Source organism: Chitinophaga hostae (assembly GCF_018224885.1).
Classification (GTDB): Bacteria; Bacteroidota; Bacteroidia; order Chitinophagales; family Chitinophagaceae; genus Chitinophaga; species Chitinophaga hostae.
This window is the reverse complement of record NZ_JAGTXB010000007.1, coordinates 355,950-376,309: the sequence shown is the minus strand read 5'-3', so window position 1 is coordinate 376,309 and position 20,360 is coordinate 355,950. Positions and strand designations below refer to the sequence as shown.

Here is a 20,360-nt window from a genome sequence, read left to right as displayed (position 1 = left end):
TTTTAGATTAAAAAAGATTAAGGGAGATAACAGCAAATATGTATCGCTGCTGTCTCCCCTAATCTTTTAAATCAAAAAGTAAAAAATCATCTAAATCATCAAAATCAGGTTAATCCTGGGTAAGACAATCTCACCTAATCTTTTTTAATCTAAAAATCATCAAAAAAAAATCATCTAAATCATCAAAATCAGTTTAATCCTGGGCAAGACAATCCCCGCATCAACGCATCATTATTTTATGCGCCCTACCCCCCGCTGAAAGCCCGGTTTTATTCAGGCTGTAAGTGAAGCTCAGCAGGAAGAAGCGCTGCAAATTGGTGGTCCGGCTGTCTTCAATATAATTTTGATTAGTGCTGCGGCTGATCCCTACATTTTCATTAAAGAGATCGGATACACTCAGCTTTAACTCGCCCCGGTTAAAATGCAGAAACTGTTTACTCAGCGATGCATTGCAAAGCGGGATGCTGTTGTTATAACCATTAGCCCGTTTACTGTTGATGATATACACCAGGCTACCGGAAAAATAAAAATTTGCCGGTAGTTGCCAGTTGATGCTGCCTTCATATTGTTGCGAGAAATAGTCGGTGTTGAGTGCGGACTTCAGCGAATAATCTGTTTTGTAGTAGTTAATCCCTGCGCTGATCGACAGATCCAGTTTTTCGGAAGGGTTCAGGTCTGCGCGTACGGCGGGACCGAATGTAAGTGTGCGGATCGTATTGGCGGCGGTATTAATAAACTGCTGCGTGCTGCCGTAGCCCATGTTACTGCTGAAGTTAATGGCGCCGGACCATACGTGCAGCGGGAGGCTCCAGTTAACGCTGCCCGTCATATTATAGGCCCCGTTGATGTTTACCGGGCGGGTATGTTTGATACCCAGACTGTCTACCACGTCGTTGTTCACAATTTTATGCTGCGTTTCCTGGAGGTTAAAAAAGGCGAAGAGATTTTTGTTCCTGAAGGGATCTACAGAAATAAAGCTCAGTTGTACGGCATGTGTGAACTCCTGTTTCAGGTAAGGGTTGCCTTCCTGGATATTGAGCGGATCACTGATGTCGGGAACAGGCTGCAGCTGCGACATGCTGGGTTGATTGGTGACCGTGGCATAGTTGATACTAAGATTGCGATAACGGGTAAAGTCATATTTAAACCGCATGGAGGGGAGGAGGTTATAAAATGTTTTACCGATGACGGAGTCTTTGGTGCCGGCGATAATTTTTCCTTCCAGCGCCGCCTGTTGCCAGTTCAGACCGGCAGCAATACTGAATTTCTTTTGTTTGGTACGCCAACGGAACCCTGCGTTGGTATATCCGTAAGTGTTTTCAAAGTTATTGCTCAGTAAAGGGTTCAGCTGATCGAACTTGCCGTTTTGCCGGTTGTAGTCGTAGGTAACCTTGTCGGCAGTATTGCTGCTGTTGCTTCTGCTCATGCTGAGTTCCAGCAGGGAATGTTTTAATAACGGTACCGTATATACGGCGCGGGCGTTATAACTTTTCAGATTGCCGGATACCGTATTTCGCTGGTGTATGGAATCGTATTCCGGTTGAGATCCGTTATGAAGATAAAAGTGATTTGCAGAAAGCAGGCTGCCATTGCTTTCTGTATTGTTAAAACTGGTTTGAAGGCCGAGTGAAAAGGTGTTACCCGGCCGCCGGAATTTTTTCCGGTATAATATATCTGCGCTTACATTACTGCCTTTCCCGGAAGATTGGTTAATGCTGGCTCCTTCATTGGCCAGCTCCTGTGTTCCGGTAAGTGTTTTATAATTGGTGGCGCTGTTGCTGTTGTTTTCCTGGTAGCCAATAGAGCTGGTGATCTTCAGTGACTGCGATGAATCCAATTGTATATCGGCGCTGATATTTGCGCGGTGGGTATTATTCAGATTGCTGCTTTGGGCCTGCTGCTGATAGCTGTAGGTGGAGTCAGGTAAAAAGTATTGTCGCTGTAAATTGCTTTCCTGGTGTGGGTTATAGTGATTGTAGAAGTAGCTGCTGCTAAAAGCCGTTTTTTTGCCGATGATATTATTGTAGTTGATACCGCCGCCCCAGATGTCTTTAAACCCATCGCTGTTACCACCGCCTGCCAGGGCGCCCATCGGGTCAACGGAGCTGAGGGCGAAGCTGGCATTGCCGCTTTGGCGCATGCGATTCAGTTCACCGCTAAAGCTCATCATGTCCATGAAGGAAAATCCTTCGGCGTTGGTATTGTTGGCCATCCCGATAACAGAAAGCTGCCGGGCGCCTTTGAAAGAGTTGATGTTGAAACGGCCTTCATAGCGGTCGCTGGTTCCTGCGCCGGCAGTGGCTTTACCAAACATGCCTTTCTTTTTATCCTGTTTCAGTTTGAGGTTGATGGTTTTTTCGCTGTTGCCATCGTCGAAGCCGGTCAGCTGTGCGGCATCGCTGAGGCGATCGTATACCTGTACCTTATCGACGGCGTCGGCGGGCAGGTTTTTGGTGGCTATTTTCGGATCGGTGCCAAAAAATTCCTTGCCGTCCACCAGCACCCGTTTTACGGTTTGTCCCTGCGCCTTTACCGTACCGTCTTTATTGACCTGTATGCCGGGCATTTTCTTGAGCAGCTGCTCCACACTGGCATTGGGGATGGTTTTAAACGAACCGGCATTGTATTGAATGGTATCGCCGATAAGGGTCACGGGGGGCGATTCCCCGGTTACAACTACTTCATCGAGGGTTCTGCTCAGGTCATGCATGATAACGGCAGGAAGCTGCACATCTGCGCTGCCGGCGGGAATGGTAACCAGGCGACGGTTGTTGTGATAGCTTACATGGGTAAAGAGCAGCCGGTAGTCGCCCGGCGGTACTCCACTGAGCTCGAAGGCGCCTTTGTTATTGGTCATCGTAAACGTTACGAGTGATGAGTCTTTCGCCTTCAGCAGCGTTACCGTGGCGGATACCACCGGGTGGTGTGCAGCGGTGTCGAGCAGGGAGCCTTTAATGGAACCATTTTTTTGTGCGTAGGCGGCAAAGGAGAGCCAGCAGGCAATAAGCAGCAGGTAGCATTTCTTCATAGTACACTTTTACAGGTACGAATGTAGTTTTGCTGCACGCTAAAGCAGGTTAACGAGGGTTGCTTTAATGTTAAGGAAGGTTAATGAATTGGGACAAAAAAAAACCATAGGTTATTACAGCTGGAATGCACGTACGGATGTAGTAGCAAAAGAGCGAATAACCTACGGTATTGGAAAAAACGGGGTTAGCATATTAGCTTAAGTATAACAGTTATGGGATGATCGTTATTGGTATATCAGGCCCAGGTGACGGATCGATAATGATTCCACCCGGGAGTTTTCTGTTGCCGCCTTTTTGGATGTTATTTTCTCCGATATAAGATCCTGGTCGTGTGCCACGCGTCCTTTTCCTTCCGGGATAAATACCCCGGCGCCATTGCTGTTGTCGATGTTAATAATACCGATCTTAAAGTTCCGGAGATGGTCCCCATCTTTTGTTGCGGTTATGATCAGGGCAATGATAGCAGATTTGCTGCCGTTGACTGATTTTATTTTTCCATACACGGTAAAGTCGTTACCGGAGCCGGAGATAGCGGTTGCAATGCTGGTATCTGAAATGCCTACAAAATGTTCGCCGATCAGTTTTATACTGAAGTCCTTACTGTTTTGCCCGGAAAAATGTACGATCCCCGGGTGAAACTCGGTGCCGGGGCTGTCGGTGTCGATATTGCTGGTGTCCAGTATGGATGGACGTATGCTGTAACTGCCTTCCACATTGGGAGGCGTTACGCCGCCGTTAATATTCAATTTCAGCCTTTGTAAGGTGTCCAGGTATTTTTGCGGAATGATGTCTTCCACTTTTTTGTGAAGAATGTCTTCGTCGCTGGGGCCTTTGTCTCCGTCTTTTTTGCTGCAGGAAACCAGGAGGGTTGAAACGGCAATGGAAAGAAGTAATGTATATTTCATATTTGATGCTGATGATTTCCGAATTATGAGGAGTGCTAATGTTCTGCAAAATTATTAAAACGTTAACTTGGGAAAATACCCGGAAACAGGTATTTTCACCGGGTGGAAGCGGTACAGGTGCTGATAATGACCCGGTAAAACCGTACTTTTACACAACATGAATGTTTAAACCCAGGCAATATGGCCCTACCATTTGTTGAAATCATTGAATCTGTGCCCCCGGATCCGGACCTGCTGATGTGGAAGTTTCCTGATACAGATAAAGAAATAAAAAATGGTGCAGCGTTAACTGTAAGAGAAAGCCAGTCGGTGCTTTTTCTTAATGAGGGCCGTTTGGCAGATATATTTACAGCAGGGCGATATACGCTGCATACCGAAAATATACCGGTGCTTAGCCGTCTTAAAGGCTGGAAGTATGGCTTTCAGAGCCCTTTTAAAGCAGACGTTTATTTTTTTAATACGCATCAGTTTGTTAACCTGAAATGGGGAACCCCCGCGCCTGTGCTGATGCGGGACAGCAGTTTCGGGCAGGTACGCATAAGGGCATTTGGCTCCTATAATATCCGGGTTGCAGATGTGGCAAAGTTTTTCAGGGAGTATGCCGGCACTTTTCCGCAGCTGGGTATCCGGGAACTGGAATGGCAGTTAAGGGATTTTATTGCGCCGAAATTTGCGGAAGCACTGGCCAAAGCCGGTATATCTGTAGTGGATGTAGCCAGTAATCTTTCTGCCCTGAATGAAAAGATCGGGCCTTTGATCCAGCCCTATTTCGACGACTTCGGACTGGAAGTAACCCGTTTTACCATTACCAATGCCACGTTGCCGGAAGAAGTACTGAAGCATTATGACAAGGTAACCGGTATGAACATGGTAACCGACATGAATAAATTTACACAGTTTAGTTTGGCGAATGCGATAGACAAAGAAAATTCAGCTGCCGGAAATGCCATGCAGCAAGCCGTGGCAATGGGAGTGATGCTGCAACAGGTGAAACCCCTGATACCTGCTGTGGAACCCGGTCCACCGGCAGAGGATATTAGCGTGAGACTGCAAAAACTAAAACATCTTTTTGAAGCAGGATTGATTAATGCGGGAGAATACACCGCAAAGAAAGAAGCATTGCTGAAATTATTATAACGGGTTTTCAATTTGTATATATGAGTGAAAACGAAAAGAAACGTGCGTTAACCTATGTTGAAAAGCTGAAAGAAAAAGCCTTGCAACAAAAGAATTATGGCGGGGAAGTAAAAAAAGAAGATGCCGGCATGGATGCCCGCGATTGTCCCAATTGCGGTGCTGGCAGGGCATTCCGCCACGGACTTACTGCTTGTGCCTATTGTGGTTTTGTATTTATGGAAATAAAACTCACAGACGGTATTCACATCAAAAAAGGAAATAACTCGTAACCTATAGTCGTATCCATGTTTGGTTTTGAAAAAAAATATGATAACCCGGAGCTGATAGCTACCATCAATGAAACGCGTGACAGGTGGTTTACCTTTTTACAAAAACTGGAAGAAAGGATGACGGAGATGTGTGCCGCCGCAGTACCCGAACTGAAAAGCGTTTTTAACCAGGATACTGATCCGTATAAACGTGCGCACGGACATATGTTAATGGGATTGCTGGGACAGTTGTCGCAGATGCGCACTAAAGCCAACCAGGTAAGAGAAGAGAAAATCAATGGTCTTCTTTTTTCCGGTGAAGCCATGATACCGGGTATTATCACAAAAGCCGGCAGCAAATACCATAGCCTGTTGCATAGTTTCCGGATGGATTGTATTGACAGGCACCAGGTTTTCGAAGAAAAGCTGCATGCGGCCATCGAACAGCTGCAACAGGCAGCAGGGGAACAGGACCTGGAAACTGCCTACCAGGAGCAACTGCTGGCATTTGAAAAGATAAAAGACAGCTTTAACTGCCGCCAGTGCGGAGGTGATATCAGCATTCCAAAAATGTTTTTTATCGCTACTTATGTCAGCTGTTCCTTTTGTCATACGCAGAACACCTTTATGCCCTCCACGGAAGCACAGATGGTGTTGCATAATGCACGCAGCCTGGCAGAACAGCGCACGGCTCACCTGCTTCGCAACTTTAATGAAACCCATCCAAAAGATCCTGGTCTGTACCGGAAATACCTCCGGGCCATGTTCGATGAATGGAACAAAATAGTGCCGGATATGGCAAACGAAAACGAAAAATTTTATGAACGCATGTTGAAAGACATGGAGATTGGTCATTACTAAAAAACAAACATATGTCAGAGAATCCATTATTAGCGCCCATCCACGGTATCAGTCTGGAAGATTATAGCGCTGCCTGCGCAAAATTAGGAAGCGGGTTGAGCGAACAGGATATAGCCACGGCCCTTGGCGTAGAATTACCAGTATGGCAGGAAGTAAACCTGCTTTGGCCGGAACGTATGAAGCAGGACGAAACCTTTCATATTGTCACCCTCTTTGGTCAATACTTTGGTCAGGCTGATCAGCATCCGAAATTCAACGGCTTAAAAGCCAACGTTTCTGCTGAAGGAGCCGATAATACCACGAAGATAAAAACCGATAAAGCGTTTTATGACGAACTGGAGGTAGCAAGACAGGTAGCCTATGATTACGGTGTTGACGGCGCACAGTGGGTTGTAGATACTTATGGTATTTCCCTGGGCGATTTCCAGATCGCCGCATCTAACTGGAACGCGGAGCTGCACCGCGAAATAGCTGCTGATTTTGAAGGCTATAATAAAAAACAGGCTGCTTACAGGGCTAAGTATGAGAAATTGTTTTCAGAAGCGCAGGGTGGTAATGTGGCGGATGATATTGAATTCTGAAATTAAATTTTGCTACTTTTAGCGCCGGGGCATCTCTCATGCAGGCGAATTCAATTAACGATAGAGAACTTTTCAAGCTAATTTCGGAAGGCGACGAACTCGCCTTCCGACAATTTTTCCATCGTTACGTACCGGAGCTGCGCCCCCTGGTATCACATCTCACCAAAACCGCTGCTGTTACAGAAGATATTATCCAGGAATCGTTTCTGCGGTTATGGATGAGTCGCGACAAGCTGATAGAAATTGAAAACCCCCGTTCCTGGCTGCTGCGCATCATATTCCACCAATCGTTTTCCTATCTCCGTAAACAGGTAGTACATCATAAAGCCATGGATGTGATCAGCTCCCGTTATACCGCTGATGAGCCGGTCAGCACCACAGAGGAATTATTAAGCTACAGCGCCATGGTAAAACAGATAGGCGTGGCCGTAGCCCTGTTGCCGCCCCAGGCGAAACGTATTTACCTGTTAAGCAGGGAAAACGGACTGAAGATACCGGAGATTGCTGCTGAACTTTCCATCTCCCCTAATACCGTTAAAAACTCACTCGTCAGATCCCTGCAATTTATCCGGAAGCACCTGGAGCTATCCGGGCACCTGTTTCCCGCCCTGGTGGTATGGTTGCTGGGCCGGTAAAAAAATTATTTCTTCCCATAGGTCCTAAATAGCCAGTTGTGCGTCTGTTGATATAAGGCGCCACCTGATATGGTTGCCCTGGACCAACAATACCACGTTTAATGAAACAGCCACGTTATCTGTTTACACTTTCAAAAAAGAGAATAAATTGTCCATACAAGACCGTTTAGCATACCTCCTGCAGCAGGCTGTAAGCCATACTGCTACTGATGCCGAGCTCCGGGAATTGTCAGACCTGATCCAGGCCGATGATACCGGCAATACCGCGCGCGTGGCCGCCACTTTGCTGGAAAAGGATCTTCCTTCCGGCATGAGCGACTACGATGAAGTTTACTGGGATCATATCGCCGATAACATACTGGCAGCTGACCGGTCCGCGGAAACAGCTACCGGAAAAGTACTCCCTATACCGTTATGGCGCCGTTACGGATGGAGAGCGGCAGCCGCTGTAACCGGCCTGCTGCTCTTATCCGGTGGCGCTTACCTGTTGCTGCGGAAGCCTGCCCCGCCACAAATGGCCGTAGTTATAGCGGCGCCTGCAGGTGATGTAGCGCCTGGCAGTAATAAGGCAGTGCTGATCTTGGCCGATGGTACACAGGTACCGCTTGATAGCGCCGTAAATGGCGTCCTCGCCGAGCAGGGCAATACTAAAGTTTCCAAGCCCGGCGCGGGACAGCTTACCTATACACCCTCCCCGCATACTACATCTTCCGCAATGGCATATAATACCCTGCGTACGCCCCGTGGCGGCCAGTTCCAGGTAACACTGCCCGATGGTACCAAAGTATGGCTGAACGCTGCAAGCACGCTGAAATATCCTACTGCGTTCCATGAGGGCGACAGACGGGTAGAGCTAAACGGGGAAGCCTATTTTGAAGTAGCCGCTAACGTTAGTCACCCGTTCCGGGTGCAGGTGCCCGCCCGTAACGATAGCATGGAAGTAGTGGTGCTGGGTACGCACTTTAATATTATGGCGTATGAAGACGAGCAGCAGGCGAACACTACGCTGCTGGAAGGCGCAGTGCTTGTAAGTAGCCATGGCAGCAGCATACAGCTGCGGCCGGGTCAGGGCGCCAGTCTTCATAAAAATAACCAGACGCTGGCCCTTCAGCAAAACGTGAATACGGAAGAAGCGGTGGCCTGGAAAAATGGTTTTATCCAGCTCGAAGGCAACGATATCGCATCTGCCATGCGGCTCATCGCCCGCTGGTATGATGTGGAAGTAATATACAAAGCACCCGTGACCGCTCACTTCCGGGGGATCATCCCCAGGAATGTACCTATCTCACAGGTATTAAAAATGATGGAATTAACCGGCGAAGTACATTTTGAGATCAAAGGAAAACAACTGATCGTATCGCCCTGAATTTGCTACGTTATAAAAAACTGATCATATGAGTCCTTAATGTTTATTCCACTACCAGTATTACAAGGGCCAAAAAAACCGGGAGCGTTCGCTGCGCCCCCGGCATAAGCTCAGGCCTGTTATTACAATCGCTTACGGCAATTATCATTATCAACCTAAACCATACAAATGTATGCAATTGACGCTTTTTTCCCAAGGCGGACGACACCGCTTTGCGTGGAGCAAAAAAATTCCACGATTATCAGCCAAAACATTACTCACCATGAAATTAACGGTGCTTTTAATGACCATCGTCCTTTTGGAAGTACATGCGGCAGGGTATTCACAAACCGTTACCCTTTCGCAACGTAACATCTCCCTGGATAAGGCATTCAAAGAAATCAGGAAACAAACCGGCTATACTTTCCTGTATACGGAAGAGCAACTGACGCATGCATCCACCATTAGCCTGCAATTGAAAAATGCTTCTCTGCAGGAAGCGCTGGATGCGTGTTTCCTTGACCAGCCACTCAGCTATACCATCACAGATAAGGTGATTGTTATAAAGCGGAAAGTAACACCGCCGCTGCCTGTCAATACGCCACCTGACCAGGAAATAAAGGGCCGGGTTACCAATGCCAAAGGCGAACCGCTGCCTGGCGCCACCGTACAGGTGAAAGGTACCAACAGGGGAGTTATCACCAATGAAAATGGGGAATATAAAATTAGCGTGCCCGGTGAAAATGGGATTCTTATTGTTTCATCTATCGGTTATAATAAAACGGAGATCCCGGTAGCCGGAAAAAGCGAGCTGCCGGTGACCCTCCAATCCAGCGCATCCAGCATGAATGAACTGGTGGTAGTGGGTTATGGAGAACAGAAAAGAGGCGCGCTCACCAACGCTATTACAACCGTTTCTGCCGCGCAGTTTAAAGACCAGCCGGTAAACCGGCTCGACCAGGTACTACAGGGCAGAACAGCGGGCGTGCAGGTAACCAATGCTGCCGGCTCTCCGGGCGGCAGTGTAAGGATCCGTATCCGCGGCGCTAACTCCATCAACGGCGACAATGGTCCTTTGTATGTAGTGGATGGTTTTGTAGGCGCAGAATTTTTTGCGATCAACCCGGACGATATTGAATCCATACAGGTGCTGAAAGATGCATCGGCCACGGCTATTTTTGGCAGCCGCGGATCAAATGGTGTGATCATCATTACCACCAAAAAAGGCGGTAAAGGCGGCCTGAAAGTAAATCTCACCAGCCGCTTTTCATCTGCTACCGTTATCAAAAAAATGGACCTGCTAAATGCGGGCGATTTTGCAGAAACTGCCAACGCACATGCCACAGCCGTAGGTACCACAAAACCTTTTACAGATGCACAGGTGGCCGACTATCGCGCCAAAGGCGGCACCAACTGGCAGGATGAAATTTTCAGAACAGCCCCCAGCCAGGAATACTTACTGAGCCTGTCCGGTGGCAATGATAAATCCAGCTATTTTATTTCCGGCAACTACCTCGACCAGGATGGGGTGATCAACAACTCATTCTACAAACGTTATACAGTACGCTCCAATATCAATACGAGTCTTTCCAACAGGGTTACTGCTTTCCTGAATATTACCGGTTCCTATAGTACAGCGCAGAACGTGGACATACCGGCAGATGGCGCCAGCAGCCCGCTGGCACAGGCTATTACCTGGTCGCCCACCGTGCCGGTACGCAAAGCGGATGGCAAGTATACACCCAATGATCCCGTAGGCTCCATCTTCAACAACCCGCTGGCATTAACAACCGATCGGCTGGCAGTCACCGATCGTATGCTGGCCAACCTGATAGGAGGCTTCCGTTTTGAACTGTTGCCGGGTTTGACCTTTAACCTGCAATATGGCGGCAACTATCTCGGCTATGAGAACAAAAGTTTTGCCGGCAAAACCACCAATTCAGGCAGCGCTACCAGCAGTCTCCGCTCCAACAAGGAAATCCGGCTGCAGAATACCAACACGCTGAATTATCATAAATTATTTAATAAGGTACATAGCCTGGATGTTACTGCTGTGGCGGAATACCAGCAATCTACCTATAACTATGTGTCTGCCGGCGCTTCCAATCTTACGTATGAAGATTTCCAGTGGAATAACCTCTCGCAGGGTACACCGGGCAGCCCTGGTTCGGGCTATTCAAAATGGGGCCTGTTCTCTCTTGTAGGCCGTGTTAACTATGGGTACAACGATAAATACCTGGTATCTGCGGCTATGCGGCGGGACGGATCTTCCAAATTCCTGGGCAGCAACAAATACGGTTACTTTCCTTCGGTGTCTGCAGGATGGCTGATCTCCAATGAGGCGTTTATGCAAAATATACCGCTGGTCAGCACCTTAAAACTGCGTGGCAGCTGGGGTTTAACAGGTAACCAGGGAGTGAATCCATACGTCACATTTTCGTCTTATTCCAACAGGATTGCTTCTTTCACCAATGCTACCTTCCTCACGGGAATTGTGCTGGGCAACATCGGTAACCCCGATCTTAAATGGGAAACCACTGAGCAAAAAAATGCGGGACTGGATATCGGCTTCCTGAACAACCGGATTAATGTAACAGCAGACTACTTCATTAAAAATACCCGCGACCTGTTGCTCACAGAAACAGTGCCCCTGTATCTTGGTGGCAACAGCATCACCCGTAATGTAGGTACTGTGCAGAACAAAGGCTGGGAGCTGTCTGTAGATGCCGACGTGCTAAATAAAAGTGCAGTGAAGTGGAACACCTGGCTGAATGTATCTTTTATCAAAAACAACGTAGTATATATCGGTGACGACAAGAAAGTAATATTCGATCCCAACACCCGCAAAATAGGTGGTGGTATGTCGCCGCAATCAGAGTTTGTGGTAATGCCTGGGCAGCCGCTGGGCGCCATCTGGGGCCTTACTTACCTGGGCACCTGGAAACCGGGTGATGCTAAGGCCGCCGATTATAAAGCCAAAGCCGGCGACTCCCGCTATCTCGATGTTAATAACGACGGGCAAATTGATGCCAATGACTATGGCGTAATAGGTACCGGTATACCCAAAACATCTCTTGGCTGGAATAATACCGTCAGCTATAGATCTTTTACCCTCAACCTGCTCTTCCAGGGCCTGTTTGGATTTGACAAACTGAACTACAACAATGCCGCTGCCATGTATTACGGCGGAGATGCGCGGGAGGCAACACTCACCGCCATTAAAGACAGGTATATTCCGGGTGTGAATGAAACATCGGATATACCGGCGTTCAGCACTACCAACCGGAACTTTACGCAGAGCACCCGTTTCCTGGAAAAAGCAGATTTTCTGCGGCTCAAAAACGTTAGCTTATCCTATGATATTCCGAAGTCAAAATTAAAAAATGCGATCGGCATCAAGGTTTTTGTGAGTGCCACCAACCTGCTCACCTTTACCGGCTACAGCGGTATAGATCCTGAAGCCAATTCGGCCGACGGCGACATACGGCAGGGCATCGATTTTGGCTCCTATCCCAACGCTAAAACAATTACAGGAGGCGTTACCCTGAACTTTTAAAAAATAACGTACATGACTAAACGATTCCACATGAAAAAGATATACCTTATCGCGGGCTTATTACTGGCGGCAGGTTGCAGTAAAGAATTAACCGAAGATCCGAGGGGACTGGTAGGCGGCGCTGCAGCGCTGAGCAGCCAGGCCGGACTGGAATCCGCACTGACGGGCGCCTATGGCAGCTTATTGGTGCCATGGACCAGCGGCTTTACCAGCGTGTCACAAATTGCCATGACCATGGGCGGCGATGACCTCACCACACATCCCGGTTCCAATAAGGAAGAATTCCGCGAGTTCGACCGTTTCAATGTTACCTCGCTGAACAGTCGTATGACGCCTATATGGCTGGGCTGTTACAAAACTATCCAGTCGACCACCAATATCATCAACAATTATTCGCAGGTGCAGGATGGCACAGAAGCCACCATTCACACCATTGTAGGAGAGGCCAGCTTCCTGCGTGCGCTCAGCTATTACTGGCTTACACGCCTGTGGGGAGAAGTGCCCATAGTTCCAACAGAAAAATATACACCGGACCTGCTCAAGCTCACCAAGAGCAAACCTGCCGATATTTATAAGCTGATAGAAGAAGACCTGGCAAGGGCAGAGGAATGGGTACCGAACAAAAAGCGCGACCCGGGAAGACCTAACAAAGGTTCCGTAAAAGCGTTGCTGGCGGATGTATATCTTACAGAGGCCGGCTGGCCGCTGAAAAACCAGTCGAAATACGCCCTGGCAGCAGCGAAGGCCAAAGAGGTGATCGACAATAAAGCAGCTTATAGCTTCGACCTCTACCAGGATGGTTATTTAAAGATCTTTGCCGGCGGTACCGTGGAAGATGTGTTCACACTTTTTACCCGCGGACAATGGTCTACCTATAACTCTTTCTATGGCCTTTCTACCATGCCGGAAAATGAAGGCGGCTGGAGTGATTTTTTCCCGGAGCTGAAGTTCTTTAACAATTTCCCGGCAGGAACACGGAAAGATGCTACATTCTCCACTTCCTTCGTGGTTAACGGCGTTACCATTCCATGGCAGGAAACCACTACCAAACATCCTTATTATAAAAAGTTTACTATCCAGCAGGCGGGCGATAAAGCCGTGTATATGTCGAACAATCCGGTGATCATGATCCGCTATGCCCATGTGCTGCTGATTTATGCAGAAGCGCAGGCAAGGGCGGCCGGCACTCCTAACACTGACGCCTATACGGCAGTGAATGCGGTGCGTGCAAGGGCAGGTTTACCGGAGCTGGCAACAGGTTTGTCCGGCGCCGACTTTGCAGCCGCCATTGTAAATGAAAGAGCCTGGGAATTTGCGGGCGAATGGAACCGCTGGTTCGACCTCGTAAGATTGGAACAGGTAGCTGCTGCCAACGCCGGTAAAGATCCCGGTGATCTGCAACCCGCCGCTCCCATTACCCCCGCGCATTACTGGATGCCTATACCAGGCGTGGATGCGTTGGTAAACCCTAATCTGTAAATTTTTGCAGGAAGATGACCGGTGAGAAGATAACGTGATAACCCGGACCAGCGCGATAAACTGCGCTGGTCCATTCAACCAAAAAAATACCCGTTATGAAAAACACTTCAACACTCCTCGTGTTGTTGCTTGGCATGCTGTTATGCAGCAAGCTCCAGGCACAATACCTTCTTTTAGACAATATGGAAGGCAGCGGTCCCTGCTCCGGCAGGTGGACCTACTACGCCGGCAACACCACCACCGGCAAAGTTCAATTTGGCGTGCCCAATCCCTCCATGACCGGGCTGAATACCAGCCCGCTGGTAGCCAAATTTATAAAAGACACCACCTGTTTTGAGTATATGACCGCAGGCTGCAGTCTCCCGGATTCTTTCGACCTCTCCACCAACAGCATCTTTAAAATGCTGGTATACGCCAGCACAAAAGATGAGATCATGTTTAAACTGCAACCAGGTGATAACTACTCCAAGGCAGTATATTTTACGTACAAAGTCAGCCAGATCAATCAATGGGAAGAAGCTACGTTTAATTTTCAAAGTGTTAAGAACAGAACAGACTTCAACAAAATAGAAGTACATTATATAGATGGCCGTAAAGCTAACGGCATCCTGTATTTCGACCTGGTGCAGGGACCTAATCCAACCGGCATCATCTTAAAGGACACCAGTATTTTAATGGGACAGGAAAACGGCGCTGTGCTGACCGCTACCCTGCGTGGAAGCGTGTTTGATACGGTATTAACCACCGCAGGGTGGACGGCTTCCAACCTGCCCTCAGGCGTAAGCATCGGTAACGTACAGCGCGTAAATGATACCATCGCCAGGATCACGTTGAGCGGTAACTCGCCCGCTAATTATTCCAGGGCAGTTTTAAAGTTGTCGGTTTCCGGACAGGAACTGGTCAACGCCAATACCACCTCCTATAATGCAAGAGGCAACGTGGTATTTGAAGGTAACCCCAACTGGACCATCATCTTCAACGACGAGTTTAACACCGATGGAGTACCGGATGTAACCAAATGGAAAGTAGATCCGCAGCCTAAAGGATGGATCAACGGAGAACAACAGGTATATACTGATACAACACATGATAATGCGCGCATTAAGAACGGGAACCTGGTCATAAAAGGAAAGAAAGATTTTCCGAACGGCAATACCACCGAGCCCTGGTCATCCGCCCGGTTGATTACACAGGGAAGAACCGATTTCCTTTATGGAAAAGTAGAAGTACGCGCAAAACTTCCGCGTGCCCGCGGCTCCTGGCCGGCCATCTGGCTGATGCCTACCAGCAGCGCTTATGGCGCCTGGCCCAAAAGCGGGGAGCTGGATGTAATGGAACATGTGGGTAATAATTTCGGTACGGTACTGTCGACCGTACATACGCAAAATCATAACTGGACAAACGGGGGACAGGTATCCGCTTCCAAAAAATTAATGGATGCAGATACGGCATTCCATGTATACGGAATGGAATGGAGCGCCGATTCCATAGCATTTATTTACGACAGCGTACATGTGCTGACGTATAAGAATCCGCATACCGATTGGAAGGACTGGCCCTTTGACCAGAAATTTTTCCTGATTCTCAACGTCGCCATCGGCGGTGGTATGGGCGGCGCAATTGCAGATGCCGACTGGCCGGATAGTATGACCGTTGACTATGTGCGCATTTCACAGAAAGGACTGGGCACACCGATATTAGACAGCGTAACAGTAACACCGGCTACGTTATCGTTCCTTCCGGGAAAAACGCAGCAGTATACTGCAAAGGCGGTGGACCAGAACGGACGGGTCATGAACGTCACACCGGTATGGAGCATAACAGGAGCAGGTAACAGTATTACTGCCGGCGGCCTGGCTACGCTGAACGATACCGCAAAAATAACCGCCACGCTAACCGCGGGTGGCATCACCAAAACAGCCGTTGCCATTGCTAATGTAAGAGCCGCTCATTACAAGCCTATACCTGCAAAAATTGAAGCGGAAAATTTTGATAACGGCAACGCCTGTTGTACAGAAAGCACTGCCGATACCGGCGGTGGTCTTGATGTAAGTTATATAGGAACAGGTACCTGGTTTGAATATGACATTGCCGTACCTGACAGTAACGAATACAGGATTCAATTCCGCGTAGCCGCCAATTCGCTTTCCAGTGTGAATATCCTGCTGGATAATGTTACCCTGCAAACAGTAAACTTACCTGCCAGCGGTGGATGGCAGAACTGGAGCACCGTAACGTCGTTGCCTATACGTTTAGGCCCTGGCCAGAAAACCATCCGGATACAGGCCAATAAAGACGGCTGGAATTTTAACTGGCTGCGCTTTCTCCGTGCGGATTCCATTCCGCTGGCGCGATTGACTGTTAAACCGGATACAGCTGTCATGAATACCGGTACCGCCAAACAGTTTACCGTTTCCGGCATAGGACAGGATAGCAGCGTGTTTATGGTACAACCGGTATGGGCGGTTTCCGGCACGGGTAACAGCATCAGCGCAAATGGCTTGTTCACCGCCAATGTGACGGGTAATTATTTCATCACCGCCACAGAAGGTGGTGTGGCCGATACGGCTATCGCCCAGGTGACGGCAGTACCGGTGCTTACACGTATTGTAGTAACACCAGATACCGTTGCCGTGCCGGTGGGAGCATCCCAGCAATTCAAAGCTACCGGGTACGATCAGCGGGATAGCATATTTGCTTTTACACCGGTGTGGACAACTACAGGTACGGGTAATATCATCAGCACAACGGGCGTGTTTACAGCGGGTAATACACCGGGCAGCTACGTGGTAAGCGCATCGCGTGATACCGTGAGTGGGGGGGCGGTTGTGAACACCGGTTATAGCTGTTCTGTGAACGGCAAGTATGAAGCAGAAAGCGCATCCAACCGGGCTACAGGGCCTTACCTGGAAACCTGTACCGATATTGGCGGCGGACAGAATTTTATCAATCTGCATGTAAACGACTGGTTTGCCTACAGCACATTAAATGTACCGGTAGCGGGCAGGTATACCATCAGTTTCCGGGTATCTACTACGGCGGCAGCAAAGATTTGGATAGGACATAGTGGCTATAACTTTGGTACCATTGATATACCATCAACCGGTGGCGTATGGCAAACCATTTCAGACACCATCACATTGCCGGCACTGAGTTACACCGGGGTTCATGTGCAGTCGGGCGCTTTTAAATATAATTGGTTCAGTATCAGCAATTGTGCTGTGGCGCCTCCCGGCGATTCATCGGCGGCACGTATGGCATACAGCGCAGCGGCGAAACTGCCCGAAGCAAATCATATCAACCGGGTAACCATTTATCCAAATCCTACCACAGGACAACTGGTATTGGAATTAAAAGATCCGGTATACAACAGGCTAACCTTGCTGGACCTGCATGGAAACGTAGTGAAACAGTGGAGGATTAACAAAGGACAAACGCGTATCAGCCAGGATATCGGTACTGTTACGGCGGGGACTTATATTTTGAAGCTGGAAAATGAGCACAGCGTTGCCACTTTTAAAGTGATCAAATTATAAGAAACGGGAAGCTATTGAAGGAAGGATTTTCTTGCCCAGGATTAGACTGATTATGATGATTTACACGATTTTTTCTTTTAGATTTTAAAAGATAAAGGGAGATAAAAGCAAATATTGTGTCCGCTGTTATCTCCCATCATCTTTTAAAATCTAAAAATCATCAAAAGAAAAAATCGTGTAAATCATCATAATCAGTCTAATCCTGGGCAAGAAAATTACTCTGCGGCAAATTTCTCTTCGAGTTGTCGCATCGCGTTATTAATTACCGTTAGCTGCTCTTTTACCTGCCTGGTATGCGGATACCGTTCCAGCAGATCTTTCAGCAACTGGTAGCCTTCCCGGAGCTGATCGGCGCGCAGGGCGGTAACAGCCTGTTGAAATAACTGTATGGCCGCTTCCTGGTCCGGATCCTTTTTCGGGAAATATTTATATTCAAAATCCTCCCACAAGGCATTATCCCATGGCCATTGCTGCTGCAGTATTGCCGGGTTCATACCTTTCAGTATTGCCGGGAATTGTTTACCGTTAAAATTCGGTTCCAGTTTTTTTAACACCTGGCAAACCCCTATGTAAATTTCTGCAGCGGCATCTGCCAGGTGCAGGGGAACAGGTTGTCCATTCAGCAACCGTTCATAGTCGTTCCATTTTTTCCAGAAAGTATAGCGCATCCGGTCGGCCAGTGCGTTCCCCGCGGGTAGCTGCTGACAGCCGTTATGCAGTGCTGTAAGGAACTGTTCAAACCGGGTAATGTCTTTATAAATGGTTTTCGCCCATACGCCGCTGGCATTCGTGAACAGCTGTTCCAACACCAGGTAGGCGATGGTCGCTGCCGGTTCCGGGCTATCATATGGCAGTTCGTTGAATATCGCAGTGATCAGATCGCCGGGTTCAATCGTAAATACGAGTGCGGCTACAGGCCACTGCGGATAGGGACAAATCCATCCGCTGTATTCCCAATCGTTGAGCGTGGTATACCGTTTCTTTGAATGAATTTCCGGCATATTAAATTGCATATACCGGTTATAATGCGCTTGTGTGAAAATGCTGAGCAGTTTTTGCCGGTATTCAGGTTCGGTGAACCCTGTCTGTTCCAGGTATTTTCTTACCTGGTAAATACCATCTTTGTCGGACGATACTAAAATATAATCCAGGCTGATGCCCACCAGTTCCGGTGTTACCAGTTTTCCCTGCTGCATAATGGAGAGCAGCTGTTGCAGGATACCTGATGATTTGGGTGTGCGCAACAACAGATTATACAATTCAATGACTTCGCTTTTTTTGATGGTCCGGTTGTTCCAGGCATCGGCGAGCATGCGTTCTGCTTCCATGAACGATTGCGTGCCGTTTCTTTTCTGCATGGTTTGCCTGAATGCCGGCAGGAATGCGCCGGTTTGATCTGCTTTGTCGGCGCCTTTCAGCAGCCAGTTAGCTTTGGTGAGGGATACCAGGTAAAGCAGCTCTGCCCGTATATCGGCGTGTTGGTCGGCCAGTTTGCCCAGCAACTGCACCCATTCATCGAGGGGTTGTTGCGGGTACCAGGCGATATGCCGGTATAAAGAACGGAGCAGGGCAGGCGCCAGCTGACTAAAATCTGTTTCCAGCGTTTTCAGTAAACTGTAGATGCGGTTTAGCTCTGTGATATCTTTTGCCTGCTCCAGCATCAGGCCCAGGTTTTTTTTAAGGTCAGGATCATCGGTGTAGGCGAAGGTTTGGAGCCTGCTGATGACTTGTTGTTTCAGCGACGCCGGGTACCAGGCGCCTTCCAGTATTTCCGCAAATAGCTGCAGGAGTGGCTGCCTGTTTTGCGGGGTGATGGTAACGCCGCAAACGGCTGCTGCCAGTTGTGTTTTCAGCGCATGATCCGTTTCAGCCCCTGCTAATGCTACCAGTATGTTGTCGGTTTGTGCCGACTTGCGGCCTGTTTGGAGCATTACCTGTATCAATGCGCTGCGTAAGCCAACAATGCTTTCGGTTTGTATTGCGTTTGCCAGCGCAGGCTCCAGCTGTTCCTGGTGTTGCGGAAACTGGCTGATCAGGAGTGGCAGCACCGCTTCGCGCACGTAAGGGTTTTTATCCTGCAGTGCGCTGGTAATTAAATGGGGGAGTGGATGTTGTTGTAATAACGTGAGTAAGCGGATTTTTAAACCGGCAGATGGCGTTTGTGTAAACAGCCGGTCAAAATCTCCCTGCAGATGCGGATTGGCGACCAGTCTGCCGGTCACCAGTGCCAGCATCTCCGGCTGATCGGGCATTCGTTGCAGTGCTGCAAACATCGCTGCAAAAAGTACCGGATCAATTTGCCGCATGCCGTACAGTAGTTGCAGGATGGCATGCCTTACGGTTAATGAGTTTTCTTCCGGCAACCGGCTGGTGAGGAAAGCCAATGTTTCTGGTTGGAGTACCGGCATACCTGCAAGGAACTGTATTGCGTGTATGCGTATAGGTTCCTGCTCCAATGGTTCCAGGAATTGGGTGCTGAGTTGTTCTGCGTAAGGCAATGGCAGCTGTTGCACGAGGGTGAGCAGCGGCCCGCGGCACAGCGCCGGTGCTACGGGTACAAAGGAGCTGATCCTGTTAATGGTATCCGTTGATGGTTGCAGTACCGTTTTAAGCCCTGCTATGCAGATCAGTTGGATGGCGGTGTCGAGGTCATTCACCAGGGTGTCTGCCAGTATATCCTGTATCTCTGTTAAGTGTGGCGCCAGTGCGGCGAGGCGTTCCAGCGCCAGGTACCTGAGACGGCGCTCCGGTTCCAGGCAGGCGACTTTTGCCAGTGCCTGAAAGTAGTCGTCCCGGGCGGTAATGCGGGTAATATCAATATCGCACAGCTGTTCAAGCAATGCACTTTTTACGGCAATGGTTTCTTCCACCTGCAGTGCTTCCGTTAATTTGGCAACAGCTGCAGCTGATTCCAGGAAAGGACGTAAATCGTACAATGCTCCCAGCCTGTCTTCCGTGCTGCGTTCGGTTGATAATAGGATATCGAATAAAGCTAGTTCCTCGGCCATATTCCTGTTTAATAAAGATGATTAAATGTTATTTCTCCCA

At 48.6% G+C, this 20,360-nt stretch carries 12 protein-coding genes; 9 read left to right on the top strand and 3 right to left on the bottom strand.

What is annotated here, in order from left to right:
- Nucleotides 1-220: 220 nt before the first annotated feature.
- On the bottom strand, nt 221-3,028 hold the full coding sequence (locus KE626_RS17190; RefSeq protein ID WP_211974154.1) for an outer membrane beta-barrel family protein: 2,808 nt from the start codon (nt 3,026-3,028) through the stop codon (nt 221-223).
- A 225-nt stretch (nt 3,029-3,253) separates the two neighbouring features.
- A complete protein-coding gene (locus KE626_RS17185) occupies nt 3,254-3,934 on the bottom strand; it encodes a hypothetical protein (RefSeq protein WP_211974153.1) in 681 nt (226 codons plus the stop codon).
- 180 nt (nt 3,935-4,114) lie between these two features.
- On the opposite strand from KE626_RS17185, the gene KE626_RS17180 reads away from it, so the two are divergent.
- From KE626_RS17180 to KE626_RS17140, 9 genes are all read left to right on the top strand, one after another.
- On the top strand, nt 4,115-5,071 hold the full coding sequence (locus tag KE626_RS17180) for an SPFH domain-containing protein (RefSeq protein ID WP_211974152.1): 957 nt from the start codon (nt 4,115-4,117) through the stop codon (nt 5,069-5,071).
- Between the two features lie 20 nt (nt 5,072-5,091).
- Entirely contained in the window at nt 5,092-5,340 is a 249-nt protein-coding gene (locus KE626_RS17175) for a hypothetical protein (protein WP_211974151.1), read from the top strand.
- A gap of 15 nt (nt 5,341-5,355) precedes the next feature.
- Nucleotides 5,356-6,180, top strand: coding sequence for a hypothetical protein (locus KE626_RS17170; RefSeq protein ID WP_211974150.1), 825 nt, complete (start codon nt 5,356-5,358; stop codon nt 6,178-6,180).
- Nucleotides 6,181-6,191: 11 nt separating this feature from the next.
- A complete protein-coding gene (locus KE626_RS17165; protein WP_211974149.1) occupies nt 6,192-6,761 on the top strand; it encodes a DUF6620 family protein in 570 nt (189 codons plus the stop codon).
- A gap of 38 nt (nt 6,762-6,799) precedes the next feature.
- The gene (locus KE626_RS17160) at nt 6,800-7,396 is read left to right on the top strand and encodes an RNA polymerase sigma factor (RefSeq protein WP_211974148.1); all 597 of its coding nucleotides are present in this window, start codon (nt 6,800-6,802) and stop codon (nt 7,394-7,396) included.
- A gap of 148 nt (nt 7,397-7,544) precedes the next feature.
- Entirely contained in the window at nt 7,545-8,762 is a 1,218-nt protein-coding gene (locus KE626_RS17155) for a FecR family protein (protein WP_211974147.1), read from the top strand.
- A 172-nt stretch (nt 8,763-8,934) separates the two neighbouring features.
- A complete protein-coding gene (locus tag KE626_RS17150; RefSeq protein ID WP_211974146.1) occupies nt 8,935-12,297 on the top strand; it encodes a TonB-dependent receptor in 3,363 nt (1,120 codons plus the stop codon).
- A gap of 30 nt (nt 12,298-12,327) precedes the next feature.
- Complete coding sequence (locus tag KE626_RS17145; RefSeq protein ID WP_211974145.1) at nt 12,328-13,776, top strand: RagB/SusD family nutrient uptake outer membrane protein; 1,449 nt, start codon at nt 12,328-12,330, stop codon at nt 13,774-13,776.
- Between the two features lie 95 nt (nt 13,777-13,871).
- A complete protein-coding gene (locus KE626_RS17140) occupies nt 13,872-17,312 on the top strand; it encodes a carbohydrate-binding protein (RefSeq protein WP_211974144.1) in 3,441 nt (1,146 codons plus the stop codon).
- Between the two features lie 215 nt (nt 17,313-17,527).
- Here KE626_RS17140 and KE626_RS17135 read toward each other — a convergent pair whose 3' ends face one another.
- The gene (locus tag KE626_RS17135; protein ID WP_211974143.1) at nt 17,528-20,320 is read right to left on the bottom strand and encodes a hypothetical protein; all 2,793 of its coding nucleotides are present in this window, start codon (nt 20,318-20,320) and stop codon (nt 17,528-17,530) included.
- Nucleotides 20,321-20,360: the final 40 nt, after the last annotated feature.